Origin of the sequence: Novosphingobium fuchskuhlense (genome assembly GCF_001519075.1) — a bacterium.
GTDB lineage: Bacteria > Pseudomonadota > Alphaproteobacteria > Sphingomonadales > Sphingomonadaceae > Novosphingobium > Novosphingobium fuchskuhlense.
Genome location: NZ_KQ954246.1, coordinates 303916 through 327034 on the forward strand (window position 1 = coordinate 303916; position 23119 = coordinate 327034).

Annotated in this window: 21 protein-coding genes and 1 tRNA gene; 12 read left to right on the plus strand and 10 right to left on the minus strand. The window is 68.4% G+C overall.

What is annotated here, in order from left to right; all coding sequences use genetic code 11:
* The first annotated feature begins 2 nt into the window (after positions 1 to 2).
* The 12 genes from AQZ52_RS15380 (at position 3) to AQZ52_RS15435 (ending at position 13515) form a co-directional block, all read left to right on the plus strand.
* Positions 3 to 1028, plus strand: a complete 1026-nt coding sequence (locus AQZ52_RS15380) for a cell division protein FtsQ/DivIB (RefSeq protein ID WP_082698115.1) — start codon at positions 3 to 5, stop codon at positions 1026 to 1028.
* Positions 1029 to 1038: 10 nt separating this feature from the next.
* Positions 1039 to 2322 (plus strand): cell division protein FtsA, encoded by a 1284-nt coding sequence (gene ftsA, locus AQZ52_RS15385; RefSeq protein WP_067912940.1) that lies wholly within the window; start codon positions 1039 to 1041, stop codon positions 2320 to 2322.
* Positions 2323 to 2464: 142 nt separating this feature from the next.
* Positions 2465 to 3952, plus strand: a complete 1488-nt coding sequence (ftsZ, locus tag AQZ52_RS15390; protein ID WP_067912943.1) for a cell division protein FtsZ — start codon at positions 2465 to 2467, stop codon at positions 3950 to 3952.
* Positions 3953 to 4098: 146 nt separating this feature from the next.
* A complete protein-coding gene (locus AQZ52_RS15395; protein WP_067912946.1) occupies positions 4099 to 6477 on the plus strand; it encodes an SPOR domain-containing protein in 2379 nt (792 codons plus the stop codon).
* 156 nt (positions 6478 to 6633) lie between these two features.
* Entirely contained in the window at positions 6634 to 7137 is a 504-nt protein-coding gene (locus AQZ52_RS15400) for a type III secretion system chaperone family protein (protein ID WP_067912949.1), read from the plus strand.
* A 73-nt stretch (positions 7138 to 7210) separates the two neighbouring features.
* The gene (gene proC / locus AQZ52_RS15405) at positions 7211 to 8011 is read left to right on the plus strand and encodes a pyrroline-5-carboxylate reductase (RefSeq protein ID WP_276203281.1); all 801 of its coding nucleotides are present in this window, start codon (positions 7211 to 7213) and stop codon (positions 8009 to 8011) included.
* Positions 8012 to 8185: 174 nt separating this feature from the next.
* A complete protein-coding gene (locus tag AQZ52_RS15410) occupies positions 8186 to 8929 on the plus strand; it encodes a Bax inhibitor-1/YccA family protein (RefSeq protein ID WP_067912955.1) in 744 nt (247 codons plus the stop codon).
* Positions 8930 to 9051: 122 nt separating this feature from the next.
* Positions 9052 to 9882, plus strand: coding sequence for a hypothetical protein (locus AQZ52_RS15415; RefSeq protein ID WP_156424985.1), 831 nt, complete (start codon positions 9052 to 9054; stop codon positions 9880 to 9882).
* Positions 9883 to 10063: 181 nt separating this feature from the next.
* Positions 10064 to 10139: transfer RNA gene (locus tag AQZ52_RS15420), tRNA-Ala, on the plus strand.
* Between the two features lie 196 nt (positions 10140 to 10335).
* The gene (gene obgE / locus AQZ52_RS15425) at positions 10336 to 11394 is read left to right on the plus strand and encodes a GTPase ObgE (protein WP_067912961.1); all 1059 of its coding nucleotides are present in this window, start codon (positions 10336 to 10338) and stop codon (positions 11392 to 11394) included.
* A 49-nt stretch (positions 11395 to 11443) separates the two neighbouring features.
* Positions 11444 to 12577 (plus strand): glutamate 5-kinase, encoded by a 1134-nt coding sequence (gene proB / locus AQZ52_RS15430; RefSeq protein WP_067912964.1) that lies wholly within the window; start codon positions 11444 to 11446, stop codon positions 12575 to 12577.
* Positions 12574 to 13515 carry an NAD-dependent epimerase/dehydratase family protein gene (locus tag AQZ52_RS15435; RefSeq protein ID WP_067912967.1) on the plus strand — a complete coding sequence of 314 codons (942 nt, stop codon included), beginning with the start codon at positions 12574 to 12576 and terminating at the stop codon, positions 13513 to 13515. Before proB ends, AQZ52_RS15435 begins: the two co-directional genes overlap by 4 nt.
* On the opposite strand, the gene AQZ52_RS15440 is transcribed toward AQZ52_RS15435, so the two are convergent.
* The 10 genes from AQZ52_RS15440 to metC all read right to left on the minus strand — a co-directional run bounded on the left by AQZ52_RS15440 (position 13508) and on the right by metC (position 23103).
* On the minus strand, positions 13508 to 15001 hold the full coding sequence (locus tag AQZ52_RS15440; protein ID WP_067912971.1) for a M10 family metallopeptidase C-terminal domain-containing protein: 1494 nt from the start codon (positions 14999 to 15001) through the stop codon (positions 13508 to 13510). The genes AQZ52_RS15435 and AQZ52_RS15440 overlap by 8 nt on opposite strands.
* A 75-nt stretch (positions 15002 to 15076) precedes the next feature.
* Complete coding sequence (locus AQZ52_RS15445; protein WP_067912974.1) at positions 15077 to 16420, minus strand: ABC1 kinase family protein; 1344 nt, start codon at positions 16418 to 16420, stop codon at positions 15077 to 15079.
* Positions 16417 to 16767 (minus strand): thiol-disulfide oxidoreductase DCC family protein, encoded by a 351-nt coding sequence (locus tag AQZ52_RS15450; protein WP_067912977.1) that lies wholly within the window; start codon positions 16765 to 16767, stop codon positions 16417 to 16419. The genes AQZ52_RS15445 and AQZ52_RS15450 overlap by 4 nt, the downstream gene beginning before the upstream one ends.
* Before the next feature lie 61 nt (positions 16768 to 16828).
* On the minus strand, positions 16829 to 17632 hold the full coding sequence (locus AQZ52_RS15455; protein WP_067912980.1) for a phosphoadenylyl-sulfate reductase: 804 nt from the start codon (positions 17630 to 17632) through the stop codon (positions 16829 to 16831).
* Positions 17622 to 18053: a DUF934 domain-containing protein gene (locus tag AQZ52_RS15460; protein ID WP_067912984.1), complete on the minus strand. Its 432-nt coding sequence runs from the start codon at positions 18051 to 18053 to the stop codon at positions 17622 to 17624. Before AQZ52_RS15460 ends, AQZ52_RS15455 begins: the two co-directional genes overlap by 11 nt.
* Positions 18046 to 19680 (minus strand): nitrite/sulfite reductase, encoded by a 1635-nt coding sequence (locus tag AQZ52_RS15465; RefSeq protein WP_067912987.1) that lies wholly within the window; start codon positions 19678 to 19680, stop codon positions 18046 to 18048. The genes AQZ52_RS15460 and AQZ52_RS15465 overlap by 8 nt, the downstream gene beginning before the upstream one ends.
* Before the next feature lie 2 nt (positions 19681 to 19682).
* On the minus strand, positions 19683 to 19979 hold the full coding sequence (locus AQZ52_RS15470) for a DUF2849 domain-containing protein (RefSeq protein ID WP_067912990.1): 297 nt from the start codon (positions 19977 to 19979) through the stop codon (positions 19683 to 19685).
* A complete protein-coding gene (gene cobA, locus AQZ52_RS15475) occupies positions 19976 to 20746 on the minus strand; it encodes a uroporphyrinogen-III C-methyltransferase (protein ID WP_067912993.1) in 771 nt (256 codons plus the stop codon). The genes AQZ52_RS15470 and cobA overlap by 4 nt, the downstream gene beginning before the upstream one ends.
* 189 nt (positions 20747 to 20935) lie before the next feature.
* Entirely contained in the window at positions 20936 to 21877 is a 942-nt protein-coding gene (locus AQZ52_RS15480; protein WP_067912996.1) for a mechanosensitive ion channel family protein, read from the minus strand.
* Entirely contained in the window at positions 21874 to 23103 is a 1230-nt protein-coding gene (gene metC, locus AQZ52_RS15485) for a cystathionine beta-lyase (RefSeq protein WP_067913000.1), read from the minus strand. The genes AQZ52_RS15480 and metC overlap by 4 nt, the downstream gene beginning before the upstream one ends.
* Positions 23104 to 23119: the final 16 nt, after the last annotated feature.

The following is a 23119-nucleotide window of genomic DNA, read 5'->3' on the forward strand; positions in this document are numbered from 1 at the left end:
CCATGGCGCAGACCATTCGCCGGGGCGGCAAGGCGGTGCGGCGGGCCGCTGCGGCCAGCGGCACCAAGCGCAAGGTGACCGCCGCGCGGCGCCAGACCGGCTCGGCGATCGACCAGATCATGCAGTGGATGCCTTTCGGCGAGGAAACGCTGCACCGCATCCTGATGGCCGTCATCCTCGGCGGCGCGGCGGTGCTCGCGTGGGTTGTCGCCAGCATGGCCGGCGTTCCCCAGTTGGCCGAGGCTGAGATGGCTCTCGTCGCCGCGAAATCCGGCTTCGAGGTCAAGCGCGTCGAAGTGCGCGGCGTCAACCGCATGAACGAACTCAAGATCTACGAGAAGGTGCTGGGCCAGCGCGATCAGGCCATGCCCCGGCTCGATATCGCTGCCTTGCGTGACGATCTGCTCCAGCTTTCGTGGGTGAAGGATGCCCGCGTCTCGCGCCAGCTGCCCGATACCCTGGTGGTCGACGTGATCGAGCGCAGCCCCCACGCGGTCCTGCGCCGCGATGGCAAGCTCACACTGATCGACGAGACCGGCCATCCACTTGAAGCGGTCAGCCCGGCCAAGGCCAAAGGGCTGCTGGTGCTCTCCGGCAATGGCGCGGAAGCGCGCGTGCCCGATCTTGTCCACTTGCTCGACGCTGCCCCCGCGCTGCGCCCGCAGGTGGCCGAGGCCGAATGGATCGGCAACCGCCGCTGGAACCTCACCTTCAAGACCCGCCAGGTCCTTGCGCTGCCCGAAGGCGAGGAGCAGTCGGCCAGCGCACTGCTCACCTTTGCCCGGATGGACGGGGTCGACCGGCTGCTCGGCGGCACGGTGGCCAGCTTCGACATGCGCAGCGCCGACCGCATCTACATGCGCGTGCCCGGCCGCGCCGATGCCGTCGCCGCCTCCGCGCGTGCCGAGGCCAGTGCCAAGGCCAGTGCCAAGGCCAATGCCGCCGCCGCCAAGACCGAGGCCGCGCGTGCTGCCGTCGCTTCCGCCACGCCCGGCAAGGCTCCCAGCGCCAAGACCGCGCAGGATTGATCGTTCGGCCATGGCAGCTCCGCGCATCACCAAGGTCTTTGCCGCCGTCAATCTCGGCTCGTTCCGGGTATCGGCGATCATCGCCGGGCTCACCGAGCAGGGCGAGATGGTTGTCATGGGATCGGGCCACCGCCAGTCGCAGGGGATCAAGCGCGGCTACGTGACCGATATGGTCGCCGCGACCCATTCGGTGCGCGATGCCATCGAGCGGGCCGAGAAGATGGCGAATGCGAGCGTGCAGAGCGTGTGGATCGGCTGCTCGGGCGCGGGGCTTGCCAGCACCACGGCCAAGGTCGAGGTCGAGATCGGCGGGCGGCGGATCGAAAGCGACGATATCGAGCACCTGTTGATCGCCGGACGCGAGGTGATCCAGCCCGATGGCCGCACCGTGCTCCACGCCCAGCCCGCGCACTATACGCTCGATGGCGCGGACGGCGTGCCCAACCCCAAGGGCCTCCACGCCGAGCGCCTTGCGGTCGATATCCACGTCATGCTGGCGGACGGCGCGCCGGTGCGCAACCTCAAGGAAACCGTCGAGAACGCGCACCTGCGGGTCGAGGCGGTCGTCGGTTCGCCCATCGCGGCGGGGCACGCCTGTCTGTCCGCCGAGGAACGCGAACTGGGCGTCGCGCTCATCGAATTCGGCGCCGAGGTGACCACCGTCTCGATCTACTTCGGCGGCATCATGCTCGGCATGCAGGCGATTGCCTTCGGCTCGGGCGACATCACCGATGCCATCGCCTCGGCCTTCGGCATCCGCCGCTATCAGGCCGAGCGTCTCAAGTGCATGGCGGGATCCGCCCTCGCAAGCCCCGCCGATCACCGCGAGATGGTGCCGGTCAGCGCACCCGGCGATCCCGAACAGGGCAGCCCCGTGGCGCGCCACGCCGACGATAAGAACCGCATCCCCCGCGCCGAACTCGTCTCGGTGATCACCCAGCAGCTCGGCGTGTTCACCGACGAGGTCGGTCGCGCGCTCAAGGCCCTCGGTTTCAATGGCAAGCGCGGCCAGCAGGTCGTGCTCACGGGCGGCGGGGCGCAGTTGCCCGGCCTTGCCGACTATGCGCAGGCCGCACTTGGCCGCCCGGTGCGCATCGGCTCGCCGCCGACCATGCTGGGCCTGCCGCCGGGGCACGCCACGCCCAGTTCCTCCACGCTGGTCGGCCTGATGCTCTATGCCGCCGCCGATCCGGTCGATATCCGCAAGATCGGGCCCAGCTGGGGCCCTACGCAATCTTACAGCGGGCTGGGCCTGATCCAGCGCATCTGGCACGCCATGAAAGACTATTTCTGATGGTGGAGGGGCGTTTAGGGCCTCCTACTTGTGGAAAAACCTGTCGATGCTTTGATTCGGTGAAACGATCCGTGCCAAAGCAGACGTTACAATTTCCGGGGCTCCATTTCCGGCCCCCCGCAGACCCGCACCGGAGAGCGCTATGAGCATCAACATCGGACCGCCGGCCATCGACGAACTGCGGCCGCGCATCACCGTCATCGGCGTGGGCGGGGCAGGCGGCAACGCCATTGCCAACATGATCAACGCGAAGATCGAGGGCGTGGATTTCGTCGTCGTCAACACCGACGCGCAGGCGCTCAACAATTCGATCGCGGACAACCGCATCCAGCTGGGTCCCGACATGACGCAGGGTCTCGGCGCGGGCGCGCGTCCCGAGGTCGGCCGTGCGGCCGCTGAAGAAACGATCGAAGAGATCGAACGCGCGCTCGAAGGCGTGCACATGTGCTTCATCGCCGCCGGCATGGGCGGCGGCACCGGCACCGGCGCCGCGCCCGTGATCGCCGAGGCGGCGCGCCGCAAGGGCGTGCTCACCGTGGGCGTCGTCACCAAGCCGTTCCTGTTCGAAGGCACGCGCCGCATGCGCGCCGCCGAAAGCGGCATTGCCGAGCTGCAGAAGCACGTCGATACGCTGATCGTGATCCCGAACCAGAACCTGTTCCTCGTCGCCAAGGCGGAGACCACGTTCAAGGAAGCCTTCCAGCTGGCCGACGAAGTGCTCCAGCAAGGCGTCCGCTCGATCACCGATCTCATGGTCATGCCCGGCCTCATCAACCTCGACTTCGCCGACGTCCGTTCGGTCATGGGCGAGATGGGCAAGGCGATGATGGGCACCGGCGAGGGCGAGGGCCCGAACCGCGCGCTCGAAGCCGCGGAACGCGCCATCGCCAACCCGCTGCTCGACGGCGTCTCGATGCAGGGCGCCAAGGGCGTGATCATCTCGATCATCGGCGGCGACGACATGAAGCTGCTGGAAGTCGACGAAGCGGCGAACCACATCCGTGAGCTGGTCGATCCCAACGCGAACATCATCTGGGGCTCGGCATTCAACCCGAACCTCGATGGCAAGATCCGCGTCTCGGTCGTCGCCACCGGCATCGAACAGACCGGCGAAATGGCCGAAGCGGCTGCGCGCCCGGCGACGTCGGGTGGCCCGCGCGGCCCGGTGGTCCCCGGCGGGATGGGGCGTCCGTCCACGCCGGAGCCCGTACCCGTGCCTGTCGCACCTGTCGCGGTTGAACCCCAGCCGGCCTTCGCGCCGCCGCCCGTCCATGCCGCGGCCGAGCCGGTGGCGAGCGAACCTGCCGAGGCGGCAGCCCCGGCGGAAGAGCCGCTCGATCTCACGCTCGATCTGTCGTCCGCGCAGGAAGCCGCACCGCCGACGGAAGAGCCCGGCGAACTGGCGCTCGGTCTGGGCGATCAGGAGCCGCTCCCGCCGCGCTTCGGCCGCGCGCAGCCCGATCCTTCGGCGAGTGATGCACCGCCGCGCAGCGCGCCGGGCAGCACGCTGTTTGAACGCATGGCCAATCTCTCGCGCGGCGGTGGTCGTGTCGGCGAAGAGGATGCCGATCCGGAAGACGGCAGCGCGCTCAACATCCCGCGCTTCCTCGGGCGCCAGAACAACCAGTAACGGGGGCACCGGCGGACAGGCAAGGGGCGGTCCGCACCGCCGCCCGTCCGCTGGCCGTTCTGCAAGCTGCCCCGCGTCCGCGACCGGGGTTCTTTCTGCGCCGGGCCGCTTTGCGTGTTTCCTTCTGCCGCGATAAGGTCGGCCCCATGATCTCCCGCTTCCATCCCGCCGGGCCGCTGCACCGTGCTTTCTCCGCTGCCTGCGCCCTGATCGCTGGCGCGGTGCTGGTATCGGCTGCTCCCGGGCTCGCCCAGCAGCGCACCGTCGCCACCGACGATGACGGCGCCGAGCCGGTCGCGACAACCTCCGTGCCGGTCGTCCAGTCGGTCGCACCCAGCCCCACGCGCACGCTCAATGCCGCGCTGGCGAAGCTGGCGCGCGATCCGCGCGATGTCACGGCGCTGCTCGATGCCGGCGGGGCCGCGCTCGATCTGGGCGATACCGATGCGGCGATCGGCTTTCTCACCCGCGCCGAGCAGGTCGCGCCCGGCACCGCCGGGGTCCGCGCCCGGATGGGCGTCGCGATGCTGCGCTCGAACCAGCCGATCGAGGCGATCCGCTGGTTCGATCTGGCCGAGCAGGCGGGTTTCAGCCGCACCGAAATGGCCACCGAACGCGGCCTTGCCTATGATCTGGTCGGCGACAACGCCGCCGCCCAGCGCCAGTACCAGTTGGCGCTTGCCGGCGGCCAGAACGATGAGGCCAGCCGCCGCTATGCCCTGAGCCTGGTGATCGCGGGCGACCGGCGCGGCGCGGAGCTGGTCATCCAGCCGCTGCTCGAACGGCAGGATCGCGGCGCCTGGCGGGTGCGCACCTTCATCATGGCGATTGCCGGACAAAGCGACGAGGCCGAGGGGATCGCCCGCGCGACGATGCCCGCCGATCTCGCCGCCGCGATCGCGCCCTACTTGCGCTACCTGCCGCGGCTCACCCCGGCGCAACAGGCCGCCGCTGCCAATCTCGGCCGCTTCCCCCGGGCGGCGGATATCGGGCGCGACGATCCGCAGGTCGTGCAGTATGCGCTCGCCCATCCGCGCGCGCCGCGCGTCGATGCCTCGCTCGTGCCGCAGGGTGATGCGCTCGGTGCACGCGGCCGCGACGACCGGTCGAAACGCCGCCGTCCGGGCAAGGACGACAAGCGCCAGACGGCCATGGCCGCAGCCGCGCCGGTTTCGCCGACACCGAACCAGCCTGCGGTCACCGCGCCGTGGGGCCTCCAGCCCGCAACGCGCATCGCGGCCGCCCCGACGCAGGCCCAGCCGCAAATGCAGCCGCAATCCCAGCCGCAGGTGCAGCCGGGACCGGCGGCGTCGTCGTCTGCTGCTGCAAGCCAGCCAGTGCGGCCAGCCGTGCTCTCGAAGCTCGATGTGCCGCCGGGCACACCGGTCGCGCCGCCACCGCAGCCCAAGCCGCGTGCCGCAGCTCCGGCCCAGACCCCGCCAGCGCAAATTTCGCCCGCGCAAACATCGCCAGCGCCGGCTCCCGCGCCGGTGCAGGTTGCCAGCGCTGGCCCGGCCGTGCCTGCCTCTGCCCCCACGACCCAGCTCGCGCTGGCCGCGACCCCGCCTGCCGCAACTCTGCCTGCCGCAACTTCGCCTGTCGCTGCGGTCTCGCAGCCGGTGGCCCAGCTCGGTCCCGACGCTCAATCACCAGCGGCGTCACCCGCGCCGACTCCGCCTGCGCCCGAGGCGGCATCGCCCGCCGCGCCGACCGATTTCCGCAGCGCCTTCGATGGCTTCAAGCCGCCCGAGCAGGAAGCGGAGACAGCCACCGATGCCGTGGATCTCGCGCGGATCGAAGCGCTGCGCCAGTCGGCCAAGGCATCGAGGAGCAAGGGCCGGGATCGCGGCGAGCGCCCCGATGGCCCGACATCCGTTTCGCGCACCAGTGATCAGGAGGCGGTCGAACCTGCCGTCACGCGCCCGGGCAAGGAAAAGCCCGGCAGCGACAAGACCGGCAAGGACAAGACCGGCAAGGACAAGACCGGCAAGGACAAGACTGGCAAGGACAAGGCTGGCAATGACAAGGCGGAGAAGGACAAGCTCGCGCTCGCTGCCGATTGCCTCGATGCCACGGGCAAGGGCAAGTCGGCAAAGGGCAAGGCCGCAGGCAAGGCGGGCAAGGCCGCCGCACCGGCCAAAGCCAAGTCCGGCGCCCGCTCTGGCAAGGGCAAGGGCAAGGACGCCGCCGATGTCCAGTGCCCGCCCGAAACCGACAAGTCGAAGAAGGGCAAGTCCAAGGCGGAGCCGCAGTATGCCAGCCGCATCTGGGTTCAGGTGCTCACCGGGTCTAATCGCGCGGCCATCGGCAAGGAGTGGCTCGGGCTTCAGGCGCGCGCGGCACTGCTGCGTGGCCGCAAGCCCTCTATCACCCCGTGGCGCAGCAATTATCGTTTGCTGATAGGGCCTTTCTCCAGCGATGCGGAAGCGCAGGCCACGATCGAGAAGCTGCGTACAAGCGGTGTCGGCAGCTACGAATGGACCAGTCCGGCAGGCCAGGCCGTGGATGCGCTGAGCGTGAAGTAGCCGGTCCGGAGGGGCGGTGCGGTGCACCGCTTCTCCACAGCTTATGAACAGACTAGTCGAGTTTTGCCCAGCCCGCAGACCTGCGCCGATTGCCGCCGCGCGTCCACTCCGCGATGGCACCTATCGGCCCAGTCCGGGCCGCCCGAGGACCACCAGATGCGCACCGGCCATGAAGACAGCGAACGCGAGGATGCGGCGCCGGTCGATATGCTCGCCTCGCTGTTCGAAGCGCGCGGCTGGCCCTGCGAATTCGTGTCCGACGATGAAATCCATGGCGAGATCCAGGGCAGCTGGGCCAGCTATCAGCTCCGCTGCATCTGGCGCAGCGAGGACCACGTCCTCCAGATCCTCTGCCTTCCCGATATCCGCGTGCCCGATGACAAGCGCGGCGTGATGTTCGAAATCATGGCGCTGATCAACGAGCAGGTCTGGCTTGGCCACTTCGATATCTGGTCGAACGGCTCGGTCCTGCTCTACCGCCACGGCCTCATGCTGGGCGATGATGGCCTGCTCAGCCTCGTCCAGGCGCAGACCGCGATCGAGGCGGCGGTCGATGAATGCGACCGCTTCTACCCCGCATTCCAGTTCCTGCTGTGGGGCGACAAGTCCCCCGCCGACGCGCTTGCCAGCGCCCTGATCGACGCAGCGGGCGAGGCCTGAGCCTGCCTCCCGCTTGCGGGAGAGGGCGGGGGAGGGCATGGGCAATCACCGCACCTTGCAAGCGAGACCCACAGTGACCTTTTCCCTTCTCCAGTTCGGCTGCGGCAACATGGGCGGCGCGATGCTGGCCGGCTGGCTTGCCGGCGGGTTTGATCCCGCCGCGTTCACCGTGGTCGATCCGCTGCTTGCCGAGGCCCCCGCCGGCGTACGCCTTCTGCGTGAGCCGCCCGCTGGTGCCGCGCCGGCCGATGTCGTCCTGCTCGGCTTCAAGCCGCAGCAGTTCGCCGCCTCTGCCGCCGCAATCGCCCCGCACGTGGGCGAGGGCACGCTGCTGCTCTCCATCCTCGCCGGGGTGGACTGCACCACCCTGCGCGCCGCGTTCCCTGCCGCCGCTGCCGTGGTTCGCGTCATGCCCAATTTGGCCGCCGCCATCGGCAAGTCGCCCATCGCGCTGTTCGGCGATGCGGCCGGCCCCGCGCGCGAGCGAACCGAAGCGCTGATGGCCCCGCTCGGCCCGGCGGAATGGCTGGCCGAAGAAGGCGCGATGGATATCGTCACCGCGCTGGCGGGGTCAGGCCCCGCGTTCGTCTACCGGGTGATCGACGCGCTGGCCGAAGGCGCGGCCGCGCTCGGCCTTCCGCGCAGCCAGGCCGACCGGCTTGCGCTGGCCATGATCGAAGGCGCGTCCGCGCTCGCCGCCGCTTCGCCCCATGCCCCCGGCGAACTCGCGCGCCGTGTCGCGAGTCCGGGCGGCACCACCGAAGCCGGGCTCAAGGTGCTCGATGCGGACGAGCGCCTGGCCGCCCTCCTCACCGCAACCCTGCGCGCCGCGCGTGACCGCAGCGCAGAGCTGACGGAAGCGGCCCGAAGCTAGGGGCCGCATGAAGAAGGGGCTGGCCTTACGTCCGCGAGGGGCGAGCAGGCCTAAACCCCAGCTTATTACGCTTTGATACATGCCGTTATCGCCGCCCCGCTTGAAAAGCCGGGGGTTTGGGGCGATATTGGCACCACTTGGCCCATCCCGGGCCGGAACGGAGTTAGGTACGTCATGGCAAACTGGAATGACCCACAGCCCTCGGGCTGGAGCTCGGCAGGCTTCGGCGCTGCGGCGGGTCTCGCCGGGCGCGGTGCCGCCTATGATGCGGGCCTGCGCCGCTACATGCTTTCGATCTACAACTACATGGCCTCGGGCGTGCTGCTTTCGGGCATCGTCGCGCTGCTGTTCGCCACCTCCGGCATGGCCGAGGCGGTGTTCGGCACCCCGCTGCGCTGGATCGTCGCGCTGGCCCCGCTTGCGATCATCCTCGTGATGAACTTCGGGATCAACCGCCTCTCCACCACCACGATCCAGGGTCTGTTCTGGGCGTTCAGCGTGGCGATGGGTATCTCGCTCTCGTCGATCTTCGGAGCCTATACCGGCCCGTCGATCGCGGCGACGTTCTTCGCCACTGCGGGCGCCTTTGCCGGCCTCAGCCTCTATGGCTACACCACGCCGCGCAGCCTTTCGGGCTTCGGCACGTTCCTGATCATGGGCCTCGTCGGCATCCTGATCGCCAGCGTGATCAACCTGTTCCTGCAGTCGTCGGGTCTTGCCTGGGGCATCAGCTTCCTTGGCGTGCTGATCTTCGCAGGGCTCACTGCCTACGATACGCAGAAGCTCAAGCTGATGTACGATCAGGTTGCGGGCACCGATTTCGCGGGCAAGATGATCGTGCTCGGCGCGCTCGAGCTTTACCTCGATTTCGTGAACATGTTCCTGTTCCTGCTGCGCTTCATGGGCGATCGCCGCTGATCTGAACGGCTGCCCTGCTTCACATTGCCGTGCCCGGCGGGCCTTTGGGCTCGCCGGGCATTTTCTTTGCGCGGTGGGCGGGGTACGCCTGACGCCGGAACTTCCCGGGGGGACCCTCTCGCATGTCACGTCAATTGCGCCTAGCCGCGCCTCTGCATCACCGCATCGCCCTCAGCCTGCCGGCCGCGGCCCTCGCGCTTGCGCTCGCCAGTTGCGGCGGCTCGGAACCGCCGCCGGTCCAGTTGCCGCCCCCTCCGCCAAAGCCGGCCCCGCCGCCGCCACCCCCGCCGCCGCCGAAGCCCGTCCCGCCAGCCGGTGCCAGCGACAACATCGCGATCCCCCCGCTCGATGCGAATGGCCTGCGCCAGTCGGTCAATCGCGGCATCTCGCCCGCACAGATGCTGTGGAACCTGCGCTCGGCGCTCAATGTCGCCGCGCTCAACTGCGGCAGTCCGAAGCACGCCGAGATCCTGCCGCGCTACAAGCTGTTTCTGAAGGCCTACGGCAAGACGCTCATGGCCGCCAACCGCAAGGTCGATGCCGAGTTCAAGGCCCGCTACGGCGCGAAGTTCACCGCCCCGCGCGAGGCCTACATGACCTCGGTCTACAACCACTTCGCGCTGCCGCCGGTGATGAACGAGTTCTGCAACGCCGCGCTCGCGGTCACCGGCGATCTGGCCGAGCAGACGCCGGCCTTGCCCAGCGCGCCCGCGCCGAGGACGGCCCGCGCCAAGGCTGCCGCGCTCAAGACGGGCGCACCGGCTATCGCCACCCTGAAGCCGGCCGAGCTTGAAGCCTTCGCGGTCCGCAGCCTGCCGAACATCGAGGTGGTCTACGATGATTTCTACCGGCGCTATGAAAAGTACCGCCTCGATCTCGCCGAATGGAACGCGAAGTATGGCCCGTCGGCAGCGCCAGCGGCGACCCCGACGGCGTCGACCGGAACGCCCTGATCCCCGGTCGGCCTGACGCCCCACCCGCGCATCCTTGCGCCCTGCGAAAGGCGCGGGGTGAGCGGGCTGGGGATGATCCGGCAGGCTTCATTTTGCGCTTGGCAAGCGCGGCCCCGCTGGGCTAAGGCGCGCGCTCCCGGACGGAGGGCCTCGTGCCCGAATGCCGGAGGATACTGGGAACGGGGCCGTAGCTCAGATGGGAGAGCGCGTCGTTCGCAATGACGAGGTCAGGGGTTCGATCCCCCTCGGCTCCACCAGTAGTCCTTAAATTGGGCGTATGCCGGCCTGCGAACGGCATCGTTCTGCGCTTCCGGTGCTCACGGCCATCAAGGCCGCTCCGTTTCGGTTCCCGAACGGCACCGTTCTCGGCTCGTCCAGAGCCAATTTCCGACATACTGGTCTTGATCGCCAGCAGTTCGGGACAATTCCCCCTCTTTCTGCTAGACCTCCGCCATGCATTTTCTCGACCAGGCCAAGATCTTCATCCGCTCCGGCGCGGGCGGGCCCGGTGCGGTCAGCTTCCGGCGCGAGAAGTATGTGCAGTATGGCGGTCCCGATGGCGGCGATGGCGGCAAGGGCGGCGACATCATCTTCGAGGCGATCAGCGGGCTCAATACCCTGATTGACTTCCGCTACACCCAGCACTTCCGGGCCCAGCGCGGCATCGGCGGCATGGGCAAGAACCGCACCGGCGCCACTGGTGAGGATCTGGTCATCAAGGTGCCCGTCGGCACGCAGGTGATCGATGGCGAGGACGGCGAGACCATTCTCCTCGATCTAACCGAGCCGGGGATGCGTGCGGTTCTCCTGCGCGGCGGTGATGGCGGGCGCGGCAACCTTTCCTACAAGACCTCCACCAACCGCGCCCCGCGCAATGTCGGTCCCGGCTGGCCCGGGCAGGAAATGTATGTCTGGCTGCGGCTGAAGCTGCTCGCCGATGCGGGGCTTGTCGGCCTGCCCAATGCGGGCAAGTCCACCTTCATCAACCAGATCACCAACACCAAGGCCAAAGTGGGCGACTACGCTTTCACCACCTTGCGCCCGCAGCTTGGCGTGGTGCGCCATCGCAACCGCGAATTCGTGCTGGCGGATATCCCCGGCCTCATCGCCGGTGCCGCCGAAGGGGCAGGGGTGGGTGACCGCTTCCTCGGCCATATCGAACGCTGCCGGGTGCTGATCCACCTTATCGACATCAACGGCACCGATCCGGCCGATGCGCTGCGCATCGTCGAGGAAGAGCTCGAAGCCTATGGTGGCGGCCTGGAAGACAAGCCGCGTCTCATCGCGCTCAACAAGATCGACACGGTCGACGCCGAACTCGTCAGCGCCTTCCGCGCCGAACTTCGTGCGGCAGGCGCAAGGCGCGTGTTCCCGATCTCGGGCGCGACCGGCAAGGGCATGAACGCGCTCCTCGACGCCGTCCTCGAACACCTTCCCGCCGCCACCGCCACCGAACGCCCGGAAGGCGAAGTGGAAGATGCGGCCGATCAGAAGCCCTGGTCGCCGATCTGAAGGGCGACCCCTTCCCGCGCCGCCGCATTTCCCCTAAGCGGCGGGCACCATGTCTGCAGATAGTCTTTCCCAGCTGACCGACCCCGCCGCCGCGCCGCGCCTTGTCATCAAGGTTGGCTCGGCGCTGCTCGTCGGCAAGGATGGGGAGCCGCGCCGTGCGTGGCTCACGCTGCTGGTGGCGGAAATCGCCGCCGCCCGCGCGCGCGGGCAGGATGTGATCGTCGTGTCCTCGGGCGCCATTGCGCTGGGCGCGCGCAAGCTCGGCCTCGCGCGCGGGGGGCGGGGCAGCCTTGCCGATGCGCAGGCCGCCGCCGCTGTCGGCCAGATCGCGCTGGCCGGGCTCTGGGCCGAGCTGCTCGCCGCGCACGGCCTGATCGCGGCGCAAGTGCTGCTCACGCTGGAAGACCTGGAAGACCGCCGCCGCTATCTCAATGTTACCGCCACGCTGGGCACGCTGCTCGCCGCCGGTGCGGTGCCGGTGATCAACGAGAACGACACGGTTGCCACCGAGGAAATCCGCTTTGGCGACAACGACCGCCTCGCCGCCCGCGTCGGGCAGGCGGCGGCTGCCAGCGCGGTGCTGCTGCTCTCCGATATCGACGGGCTTTACGATCGCGATCCCCGCCTTGCCGGCGCGGTGCGCATTCCCGTGGTGCGCGGTGTCACCCCGGAAATCCATGCCATGGCAACCGCCGGCTCCTCCTCCGGCCTCGGCTCGGGCGGGATGACCTCGAAGCTGCAGGCGGCCGAGATCGCGGGCCTTGCCGGCATCGCGCTCGCGATCATCGATGGCCGCCCGGACAGCCCCATCGCCGCCGCGCTGGGCGCAGAACGCGGCACGCTGTTCTGCCCGCCCGGAAAGGCCCGCGCGCGCAAAGCCTGGCTGGGCGGCAAGCTGCGCATGAAGGGCGCGGTCACTGTCGATGCAGGCGCGGCCGCCGCGCTGGCACGCGGATCCAGTCTGTTGGCGGCGGGTGTCACGGCGGTCGAGGGCACGTTCCTGCGCGGCGATGCGATTGCGGTCCACGGGCCCGACGGCACGGTCCTTGCCCGCGGGCTCAGCGAATATGACGCCTCCGAATGCACCGCGCTGATGGGCCGCCCTTCCGCCGAACACGAAGCACTGCTCGGCTATGCTCCGCGCTCGGCGCTGGTCCACCGCGATCAGCTGGTCATGCTGTGAGCGGGGAGAAGCCCCGGCGCGGCGATCTTGTCGCGGTGACCGGCGCGACCGGCTTTGTCGGGCAGGCGGTGCTCATGGCCGCCGGCCGCCACCAGCTCGACGTGCGCGCGCTCACCCGCCGCAAGCAGCGCCTGCGCGGCGGGGTCGAATGGGTGGACGGCGATCTTGCCGATGTGCCCGCGCTGAAGCGGCTGATGGACGGCGCGAGCGCGGTCATCCACATCGCCGGCGTGGTCAATGCGCCCGATGCCGCAGGGTTCGAGGAGGGCAACGTCCAGGGCACCCTGCGCGTGATCGAGGCCGCGCACGAAATGGGCGTGAGCCGGCTGATCCACGTCTCCTCGCTCGCCGCGCGCGAGCCGCAGCTTTCGATGTACGGCGCGTCGAAGCTGCGCGGCGAAAAGCTGGTGCGCGCCTCCGGCCTTGATTGGAGCGTCGTGCGCCCGCCCGCTGTGTTCGGCCCGCGCGATACCGAAATGCTCGAGCTGTTCCGCCTCGCGCGGCGCGGGGTGATCCCGCTGCCGCCGCCGGGCCACCTCTCGATCATCCATGTCGCCGATCTGGCCGAACTGCTGCTTGCCCTGCTGCCGAGCGGCGAGGATGTCACCCGCAAGGTGTTCGAACCGGACGATGGCGAACCCGGCGGCTGGACCCACGTCGCCCTCGCGCGGGCCATCGGGGCCGCGGTGCGCGAAAAGCCGGTGCGTCCGCTGTCGCTCTCGCCCGGCATCGTGCGCCTTGCCGCCCGCGCCGATCGGCTGCTGCGCGGGAAGAAGGCCAAGCTCACGCCGGACCGCGCCCGCTATATCTGCCATCCGGACTGGACCGTGAGCGAGGAGGCCCGTCCGCCTGCCTCGCTCTGGCGCCCCCGCATCGACACGCGCGAGGGGCTCCAGGCGACCGCTGCGTGGTACCGCGAGGCCGGCTGGCTCAAATGACGATGATATCGGCGGCGGTGAGCAGCGGATGCCCCGTCAGCACCGCGATCTGCACCGCTGCACCGGGCCCCGTTCCATCGGCATCATAGAGCAGCAGCCCGTTCGGCTGGTCATAAAGCAGATGATCGCCGGGATGTATCGCCACGGGCGCCAGCAGCAGCGCGCCTGACGCGGTACCGGCAAAGGCTGCACCGGCAAGCGCGATATGGTCGGTGCCGCTCGTGAAATCGCCGATCACGTCGCGCTGGCTGCTCGCGGCGGGCAGGGTGTCGAACACGAAGGTGTCGCTGCCGGCTCCGCCGATCAACCGGTCCGCACCCGCGCCGCCGATCAGCCGGTCGCCTCCGGCATCGCCGATCAGCTTGTCGTTCCCGGCGCCGCCTTCCAGCACGTCAGCCCCCGCGCCGCCGCGGATCAGATCGCCCCCCGCGCCGCCCTGCAGCCGGTTGTCTGCGGCATTGCCGGTAATCGCATCGTTGCCGCTGCCGCCAATCGCGTTCTCGATCACGGTGCCAAAGGCGATGGCCACGTTCTGCGTGAGGTTGCCGATATCCGACAGGCGGCCGGGCACCAGCGTAATGCGCTGGTTCGTGCCATAGCCGCTCGCATCCAGCGTATCGTTTCCGCCGGCGTCGTAGATCGCGATCACCGGATCGGGCGTGGCGACAAAATCGAATACCGGCCGCGCCGGCCCGCTCAGCTTCATGTGGAAGCCATACGTGTCATCGCCCGTCCGCGTCGTCTTGTCCGCGCCATAAAGCGCCTGGATCGCGCGGATATCATAGAGCAGCGGGGTGGCCGCATTGATCCCGTCGTGGATCACGTCCGGCGTCTGCCCGCCGCCGATGCGGTCAACCGCCGGATCGTTCACATTCGCCGCGAAATACGACATCACCGTCCAGCGCAGCGTGTCCTTGGTGAACCCGGCATTGGCGGCATAGGAGGGCATGACCGCATTGGCCACGTCATAGACCGCCGGATGCGAGAGGCCGAGCGCATGCCCGATTTCGTGGAGCATGGCCTCCAGCCCGCGGTCGCCATAGGCCGGATGCTGGAACTCGGGCCATGCCGGGTTCAGCCACACGCGCCCGGCGTCCATCGTCTTGGCCTTGGAGGATGAGAGCGTGAAGCGGCTCAGCGTGTAGATGCCGCCACCCTTCGTGGTGCTTGAAAAGGCCAGCGTGATGGCCGCGGCCGGAGCCTTGGCGGGATCGGTCACCGGATCGAGATCGATGGCGACAAGGTCGTCCCACAGCTCGAACGCCAGCGCGGCGCACGCCGCCGCGTCCGCGCCGGGAGCCACGAAGCCCGGCGTTTCCACCGCTCTCCCGAACACGTCGACCGGGGCGGTGGCGGGCACGCTGTAGGTCACGCGGGGGCCCGCAAAGCTCCGCGTGGTTCCTTGCGAGAGGCCGCCCCAATTGGTCGTCAGTGCCTGGACGATCTGCAGGTCGGTGAAGACCGGGATGGTCCGCGTGGTTGCCATCGCGCGAGTTTACCGGGCACCTCCGGCCGAGACAATGGCGCGAGGCAGGCCTGCGCCGTCCGATTGCGGGACGGCTCAGGCCGCTTCGGCGGGGTCTGCCACCAGCGTGCCGACGCGGGCCGCCACCATCGCCTGCAGCGGCAGGCGCGCCTTCATGCGCACCGCCAGCAGCGCCGTGCCGCTCACCTTGCGCTGCACGAACAGCGTGTCCATCGGCGGCAGGTGCCAGGTGTCGCGGTCCTGCGCCACCGGCTCGCCGAAATCGCGCAGCCGGGCGACGAAGCTGCGGTCGGCAAAGTCGAAGATGTCGGCCTTGTTGACGTGTTCGAGGATCACCCCGATCACGCCTTCGAAGGCCGCGCCGTGCCGCGCCATCTGTTCCTCGGATGCGAACCCCACCTCGCAGATGCGCCGCTTCAGCTCTGCCGGATCGCCCCCGAGGCCGGCCTGCATCATCCGCGCATAGGCGCTGCGGGTTTCTTCCGGAACGGCTCGCGCCGCGCCGAAATCGAGCAGCACCACGCGGCCCGTTTCGGGCTGCCAGCGGTAGTTGGCAAAGTTCGGATCGGTCTGCATGAAGCCGAATTCGAACAGTTCGCGCAGCACCAGATCGAGCATCGCGCCCATCACCCGGTCGCGCACATCCTGCGGCGCATCAGCCAGCGTGTCGATGGGCCTCGCAGGGATGAAGTCCATCGTCAGCACGCCCGGCCCGGTCAGTTCGTCCACCGGCGCGGGCACCACGAACTGCGCCTCGCCCGCCAGCATCGCGCCATAGCGGCGCATCTGCTCGGCCTCGCGCAGGTAATCTGCTTCCTCGTGCAGCTGCAGCTTCGCCTCAGCGAGCAGCGGCGTGATGTCGAGCGTCTTGGGCAGGAGGCCCGACACGCGCAGCAGGGTCGCCACGTTGTCGATATCGGCATCGATGCTCGTCGCGATGCCGGGATACTGCACCTTCACCGCCACCGTGCGCCCATCGTGCAGCACCGCGCGATGGACCTGCCCGATCGACGCCGCCGCAATCGGTGTCGCCTCGAAGCGGGCGAAGCGTCGCCGCCAGTCCGGCCCCCACGCGGCGGCCAGCACCGTCTGCAACTGCCTGGGCGGCATGAAATGCGCTGCATCGCGCAGCCGCGCGAGGATCGCGGTCAGTTCCTGTGGCAGCAGATCGCCCGCATCGAGCGAGATCATCTGCCCTAGCTTCATCGCCGCGCCGCGCAGCCGCGAAAGCTGCTCGGTCACGCGTGTGGCGTTGGCGGGGGTGAGCAGCAGGTCCGCCATCTGCGGCCGCTCACCCCGCGCGAGGCGCTTGGCCCCTTCGGCGATCACCCCGCCGGCGACCCCGCCCGCCAGCTGGCCGAACGCGGAGAAGCGCCCGAGGCGGCTGGTCGGAACCTTGCGATACCTGTCGTCGCTCAACGCATCATCCTCTGAAGCGCGGGACGGACCCGCAAGAAGCGCACATAGGCCCATTCCAGCGCCTTGAGCACTACGGGAATGCGCGCGATCAGGCCGAGCGGGCGCAGCAGCGGGATCGCGCGCCACATCGCGGCAAAGGCCGCTGCGCCATCGAGCAGCACGCCGTCTTCGCGTGCATGGAGCCGCGCCAGCAGCAGCGTGCGGTCACGCGGGCAGGCGGCACCTTCCGCGCTCACATCGACAAAGTCGATCCGCCGTGCCCGGTCCAGCCGCCGCATCAGCGCAATCTCGCGCGTGCACAGCGGGCAGGCGCCATCGTACCAGACGGTGAGCGGAGGAGCGTACATATCCTGCGCCTAGGCCTTGGCGCCAAGACCCCGCAAGGTGCTCATTGGTGAGGGAAATGCCTCAGAACGCCGGATCATACCCCGGCGGCAATTCCCCATCAGACTCGCTCGCAGGCGAACCCGGCACGTGGATGCCGCATTCCACCTTGTCCCAGCCCTTCCAGCGGCCCGAACGCGGGTCCTCGCCGGGTGCGACCTTGCTGGTGCAGGGCGCGCAGCCGATGGAAGGATAGCCCTGCGCCACCAGCGGATGGCGCGGCAGATCGTGGCGGACCATGTAGGCCTCGAGGTCGTCCGAGGTCCACGAGGCGAGCGGATTGAACTTCAGGCGGCCTTCGGCGTCGGTGCGGTCGATCTCGAAGCGCGGCAGGCCGCTGCGGGTGGCGGACTGGAAGCCCTTGCGCCCGCTGATCGAGGCATCGAACGAAAGCAGCGCGCGCGCCAGCGGCTGCACTTTCCGGATCTCGCAGCAGCCATCCGGGTCCCACGACCAGCGCAGGCCGTTGCCGTCCTTGGCTTCGAGCAGCGCGGCATCCGGCTCCACGACCAGCAGCCCGGTCAGCCCGAGATGCGCTACCAGCGCGTCGCGATAGGCAATCGTTTCGGGGAAATGCTTGTGCGTTTCCAGGAAGATCACCGGGATCGACGGGTCCACCTGCGCGATCAGATGCAGCAGCACCGCGCTTTCCGCGCCGAAGCTGGAGACGACCGCCATCTCGCCGATCAGCCTGTCCTTCAGGACGCTGCGCAGCATCTCGGGCGTATCGGTCCCGCGAAACAGGTTGTTCAGCCGGATCGCATCACTCTCGGTGAAGCGCGGCCCGGTCTCGATCTGATCAGCAGCCCGTGTTTCGTTAGAGGCCATGGCGCTTGGCCCAGATGGGCGAGCGGCCGTCAACCGTCTTCTGATAGACGTCGGGCCATGTCGCGAAGGCCTGCTGCGCCGCTTCCGCCGCAATCGGCTTCACCGGCGCAAACCCGTCGAACCCGCAGCGCTTCATGTGGCTGAGCTGATCGAGCAGCACATCGCCCACCGCGCGCAGTTCGCCCGTGTACCCGTGTTCGCGCAGGATTCGCGCCGAGGAATAACCGCGCCCGTCGCCATAGGCGGGGAAGCTCACCTCGACGAGCGCGAGGCGCGCCAGATGCGGCAGCAGCGCGCGGGCATCCTCGCCCGGCTCGATGCGGACAGCCGCAGCGTTGTCGGAAGCGAGGAAATCCGCCAGCGAAAGCACGGGCGCGCCCGATGCCGCGTCAACGCGCAGGCGCAGAAGTGTCTCAGCCATAGATCGCCTCCTTGAACGGCGCGGCGCCAATGCGGCGGTAGGTATCGATGAAGCGTTCACCCTCGGCGCGAGCCTTCAGGTAGACTTCGGTCGCGGTCTCGATCGCTTCGACGATGCCGTCCTCGCTGAAGCCGGGGCCGACGATCTGCGCGAGCGAGGTATCCGCCGCTTCCGAGCCGCCGAACAGCAGCTGGTAGTTTTCGGTGCCCTTCCGGTCGACGCCGAGAATGCCGATGTGGCCTGCATGGTGGTGCCCGCAGGCATTGATGCAGCCCGAAATCTTGAGCTTGAGCTCACCCAGCGTGCGCTGCCGCTCGGGCGAGGCGAACCGCTCCGAAATCTTCTGCGCGAGCGGAATCGAGCGCGCATTGGCGAGGCTGCAATAATCGAGCCCCGGGCACGCGATGATATCGCCGATGAGGTCGAGGTTGGCCGAGCCGAGGCCTGCCGCATCGAGCTTCTGCCACAGCGCGTAAAGGTCGCTCTGCTTCACATGCGGCAGCACGATGTTCTGCGTGTGCGTCACGCGCAGCTCGTCGAGGCTGTAGGCTTCGGCGAGGTCTGCCATCAGGCGGATCTGGTCCGCCGTGGCGTCGCCCGGAATACCGCCCGCCGGCTTGAGGCTGATGACAACCGCCTTGTAGCCCGCCTGCTTGTGCGCGGCAGTGTTCTGGTCCGCCCACACCGCGAAGTCCGGATCGCTGCGGTCATAGCCTTCGGCAAGGCCCGTCTCGAGGCCGGGATCTGCGAAGAACGCGGCAATGCGCTCCAGTTCCGCAGCCGGCGGCTCCAGCCCCAGCGTCAGGATATGCGCGAACTCTTCCTCCACCTGCCGGCGGTATTCGTCCGCGCCGATCTCGTGAACGAGGATCTTGATCCGCGCCTTGTACTTGTTGTCGCGGCGGCCGTAGCGGTTGTAGACGCGAAGGCAGGCCTCGGCGTAGCTCACCATCTGCAGCGCGGGCACGAAATCGCGGATCACCGGCGCGATCATCGGGGTGCGGCCCATGCCGCCGCCGACGTAGAAGCGCGCGCCGATTTCGCCTGCGTCGTTCTTCACGATCTGGATGCCGATATCATGCAGCCGCATCGCCGCGCGGTCGGTATCGCTGGCGATCACCGCGATCTTGAACTTGCGCGGCAGGTAATCGAATTCCGGATGGAAGCTCGACCACTGGCGCAGCAGCTCGGCATAAGGGCGCGGATCGACCAACTCGTCCGCCGCCGCTCCGGCAAAGTGATCCGAGCTGATGTTGCGGATGCAGTTGCCGCTCGTCTGGATCGCATGCATCTCGACCGTGGCGAGGTCCGCCAGGATCTGCGGCGCATCTTCCAGCTTGATCCAGTTGTACTGGATGTTCTGGCGCGTGGTGAAGTGGCCATAGCCGCGGTCGTACTTGTCCGCGATGTCACCCAGCATCCGCATCTGGCGCCCGTTCAGCGTGCCATAGGGGATCGCCACGCGCAGCATATAGGCGTGGAGCTGGAGATAGAGCCCGTTCTTCAGCCGCAGCGGCTTGAACTGGTCCTCGGTGATCTCGCCCGCCATGCGCCGCGCCACTTGCCCGCGGAATTCCTCCACGCGCGCATCGACCATGGCCTGATCATACTGGTCATACTGGTACATGTTCAGATCACCTGCTTCGCGGCATCGGGATCGCCGGGGCGGAGGGAAAGGTCGAGCCGCACCGTGGGGCCAAGCGCCCGGATGCGGTCCTTGATATGCGCGGGGCGGACACCCTCGGCGGTCTGCGTCGCGGCAATCGCATAGCTGGCGTTCACGCGCTGCGCGGCTTCCTCGGCGGCGAGGATCGCAGCGTCCTGATCGCCCACATCGACCGCATCGTTCACATCGCGCGACCAGCCCATGCCGTCCCACCAGACGACATCGCCGGACGCCAGATCATTCCCCGTCAAAATCTTCACGCAGCGGTCTCCGCTATCTTCATGAGTTCCTGAGTGCGCTCGCGCGCGGTCACTTCGCCGATCACGATGAGAGCAGGGCTCTTCACCTTGTGCTCCGCCACCAGCGCGCCAAGCCCCGCCAGTGCCCCGCGCAGCACGCGCATCGAAGGCCGCGCCGCGTTCTCGATCACCGCCACCGGCATGTCCGGCGCAAGGCCGTCTGCCATCAGCTTCTCGGCAATCGCATCGCTGGTTGCCAGCCCCATATAGATCACCAGCGTGCGGCCGACACCGGCGAGGCCCGCCCAGTTCTGATCGGCGAGGCCCTTGCACTGCCCGGCCACGAAGCTGACGATCGAGGCATTCTCGCGGTGCGTCAGCGGAATCTGCGCCGCCGCCGCCGCGCCCAAGGCCGCGCTCACGCCGGGAACGACCTGCACCGGAACCCCGGCGGCATGACAGGCCTCGGCCTCCTCGCCGCCGCGCCCGAAAATGAACGGATCGCCGCCCTTCAGCCGCACCACATCGTGCCCGGTCAGCGCCTCGCGCACCAGCAGCGCGTTGATATCGTCCTGCTGCATGGTGTGGCGCGCGCGCTGCTTGGCCACAGAAACCAGCCGCGCGCCTGCGGGAACCATCGCCATGATCGCCGGATCGACCAGGCCGTCATGCACCACCAGCTCCGCGCTCGCCAGGAGCCGCGCCGCGCGCAGGGTCAGAAGGTCCGGATCACCCGGGCCAGCGCCTACAAGGTAGACGGTTCCGATTCTGGAAGGCGCTTGATCCATGGCTGGCAGATGGTCCTTCGCTCCCGCAATCGCCAGCGAGGAAAGCTAGGGGGCGGGTTAGGTGAACTTTAGCCCCCTGACCCTCTTCCTCGGCGGGGAGGGGTTGGGGGAGGGGGTACGGCGCTCATCGTTCAAGTGCCGCGCACCCCCACCAAGCCTCCCCCGAAAGGGGGAGTGGCAGCGGGTTCCCTACTGCGGGTTTTCACGCCCCCGCAGCGCCTCCGCCAGGACCCGCAGCCCGTCCGAATCCCGCAGCGTCACGTCCGATTGCGGCAGCGGAATGCTCACGCCGCTGTCCTTCAGCGCATGCCACGCCGCCTTCAGCACGTCCGATCGCACATTGCCGACGCCGTTTTCCGGATCGTCGATCGAGATGTAGATGAGCAGCTCGATCGCGCTCGGCCCGAAGGCGTTGAGCAGGATGGAGGGTTCCGGGTCCTTCAGGACGCGCGGCACCGTCAGCGCGGCCTTCAGCAGCAGCTTTTCAGCCAGATCGAGGTCGCTTCCATAGGCGACGTTCACCGGGATCGTGATCCCCACCATGCGCGAGGAGTACGACCAGTTCTCCACTTGCGTGGTCATCAGGATTTCGTTCGGGATGAGGATTTCGCGGTTGTCGCGCGTCGTCACCGAAACCGCGCGCACGCCAATGCGGCTCACCTCGCCGAAGGTGCTGCCCTTGGTGTCGTTCACCGCGATCACGTCGCCCGGCTTGATCGAGCGGTCCATCAGGAGGATCACGCCCGCGATCAGGTTGCCGAAGGTCTTCTGCAGGCCAAAGCCCACCGCAAGGCCGAAGGCGCCGGAAAACACCGTGAGCGTGGTGAGGTTGATGCCCAGCGCATCGATGCCGACAAGCACCGCCGCAGACCACACCGTTACCGTCATCAGCTTCTCGCCCAGCGCGCGCTGCGTGCCGTCGAGGCCTTTGAGTCCGCGCACCGCGCGCCGGCCGATCCGGCTGGCCACCCGGCCGAACACGAGCACGCCGATGACGACAATGAGCATCCACACCGCATTGAACAGCGAGATATGCGTCCGGCCCACATCGAAGCCGACATCGTCGAGCGAACTGACCCAGTCGTTGATCTGTGCGTTGATCTGCTGGTGCAGCTTCAACCATGTGCTCATGCCATAGCGCTCCAGGCGGCCAGCCCGCGCTCGAGATCGGCGATCAGGTCCGCCGTATCCTCAAGCCCGATGGAAAGCCGCACGCCAAAGCGGTCGCCCGCGTCCAGCCCCGGCAGCGGCCAAGGGCTCGCGGTGCGGATCGGCGCGGGATCGACGGGCGTGGCAAGGCTTTCGAACCCGCCCCACGAATAGCCGATGCCGAACAGCGAAAGGCCATCGATCAAGGCATCGCGCGCCGCCGAGGTTCCGCCCTTGAGCACAAAGCTGAACAGCCCGCAGCCCCCGGAAAAGTCGCGCGTCCACAGCGCGTGTCCCGGCGATCCCGGCAGCATCGGGCAAAGCACCTTGGCCACTTCGGGCCGCGCTTCGAGCCATTCGGCCAGCGCCAGCGCCGAGGCCGTCTCCTGCGCCAGCCGAAGGCCCATCGTGCGCAGGCCCCGCAGCATTAGCGCGGCATCATCGGGAGAGACGACATTGCCCAGTCCCTGCGCGCGGATGCGCAGCTTGCGGTACCATTCCGGTCCCGCGCTCGCGGAGCCCATCATGGCGTCCGAATGCCCGCCGACATGCTTGGTCAGGCTCATGATGGCGATGTCCGCCCCCCGCGCCAGCGCCGGAAAACCCAAGGGCGAGGCCCAGGTGTTGTCGAGCACCACAGTCAGTCCACGCGCCTTGGCGATGGCCGAAAGCGTGGGCACGTCGCAGACCTCGATCGTGAGGCTGCCCGGAACTTCCAGCAGCACCGCCTTGGTCCGGTCGCAGATCGCCGCCGCAAATCCCTCGACATCCGCCGGATCGAACCAGCGCGTTTCGATCCCGAAGTCCCTCAGCAGCCCGCGCCCCATCGCGCGGCTCGGCTCATAGGCGTTGTCGATCATCATCAGCACGTCGCCGGGCCGCAGCACCGTCAGCAGCGCGCCCATGATCGCCGCGACGCCGGAGGGATAGAGCACCGTGCCTTCTGCCCCCGGCTCCAGCGCGGTCAAGGCCTCGGCCAGCGCCCACTGCGTTGGCGCACCGCGGCGGCCATAATAAAACTTGCCGTCCTCGTTTGCCGGATGGTCCCGCAGTGCCGCCATATCGGGATAGAGATGCGTGCTCGCCCGGTAGACCGGGGGATTGACCACCGCGCCGGGATGCTCCGCCGTCCCCGTCCACTCGGCCCGCCGGCCAATGCCGACCAGCCGTGTGCCGGTGCCGTGGTTTTTGCTGTCATGTTCCGCCATGGGCCGGTCTTAGGCA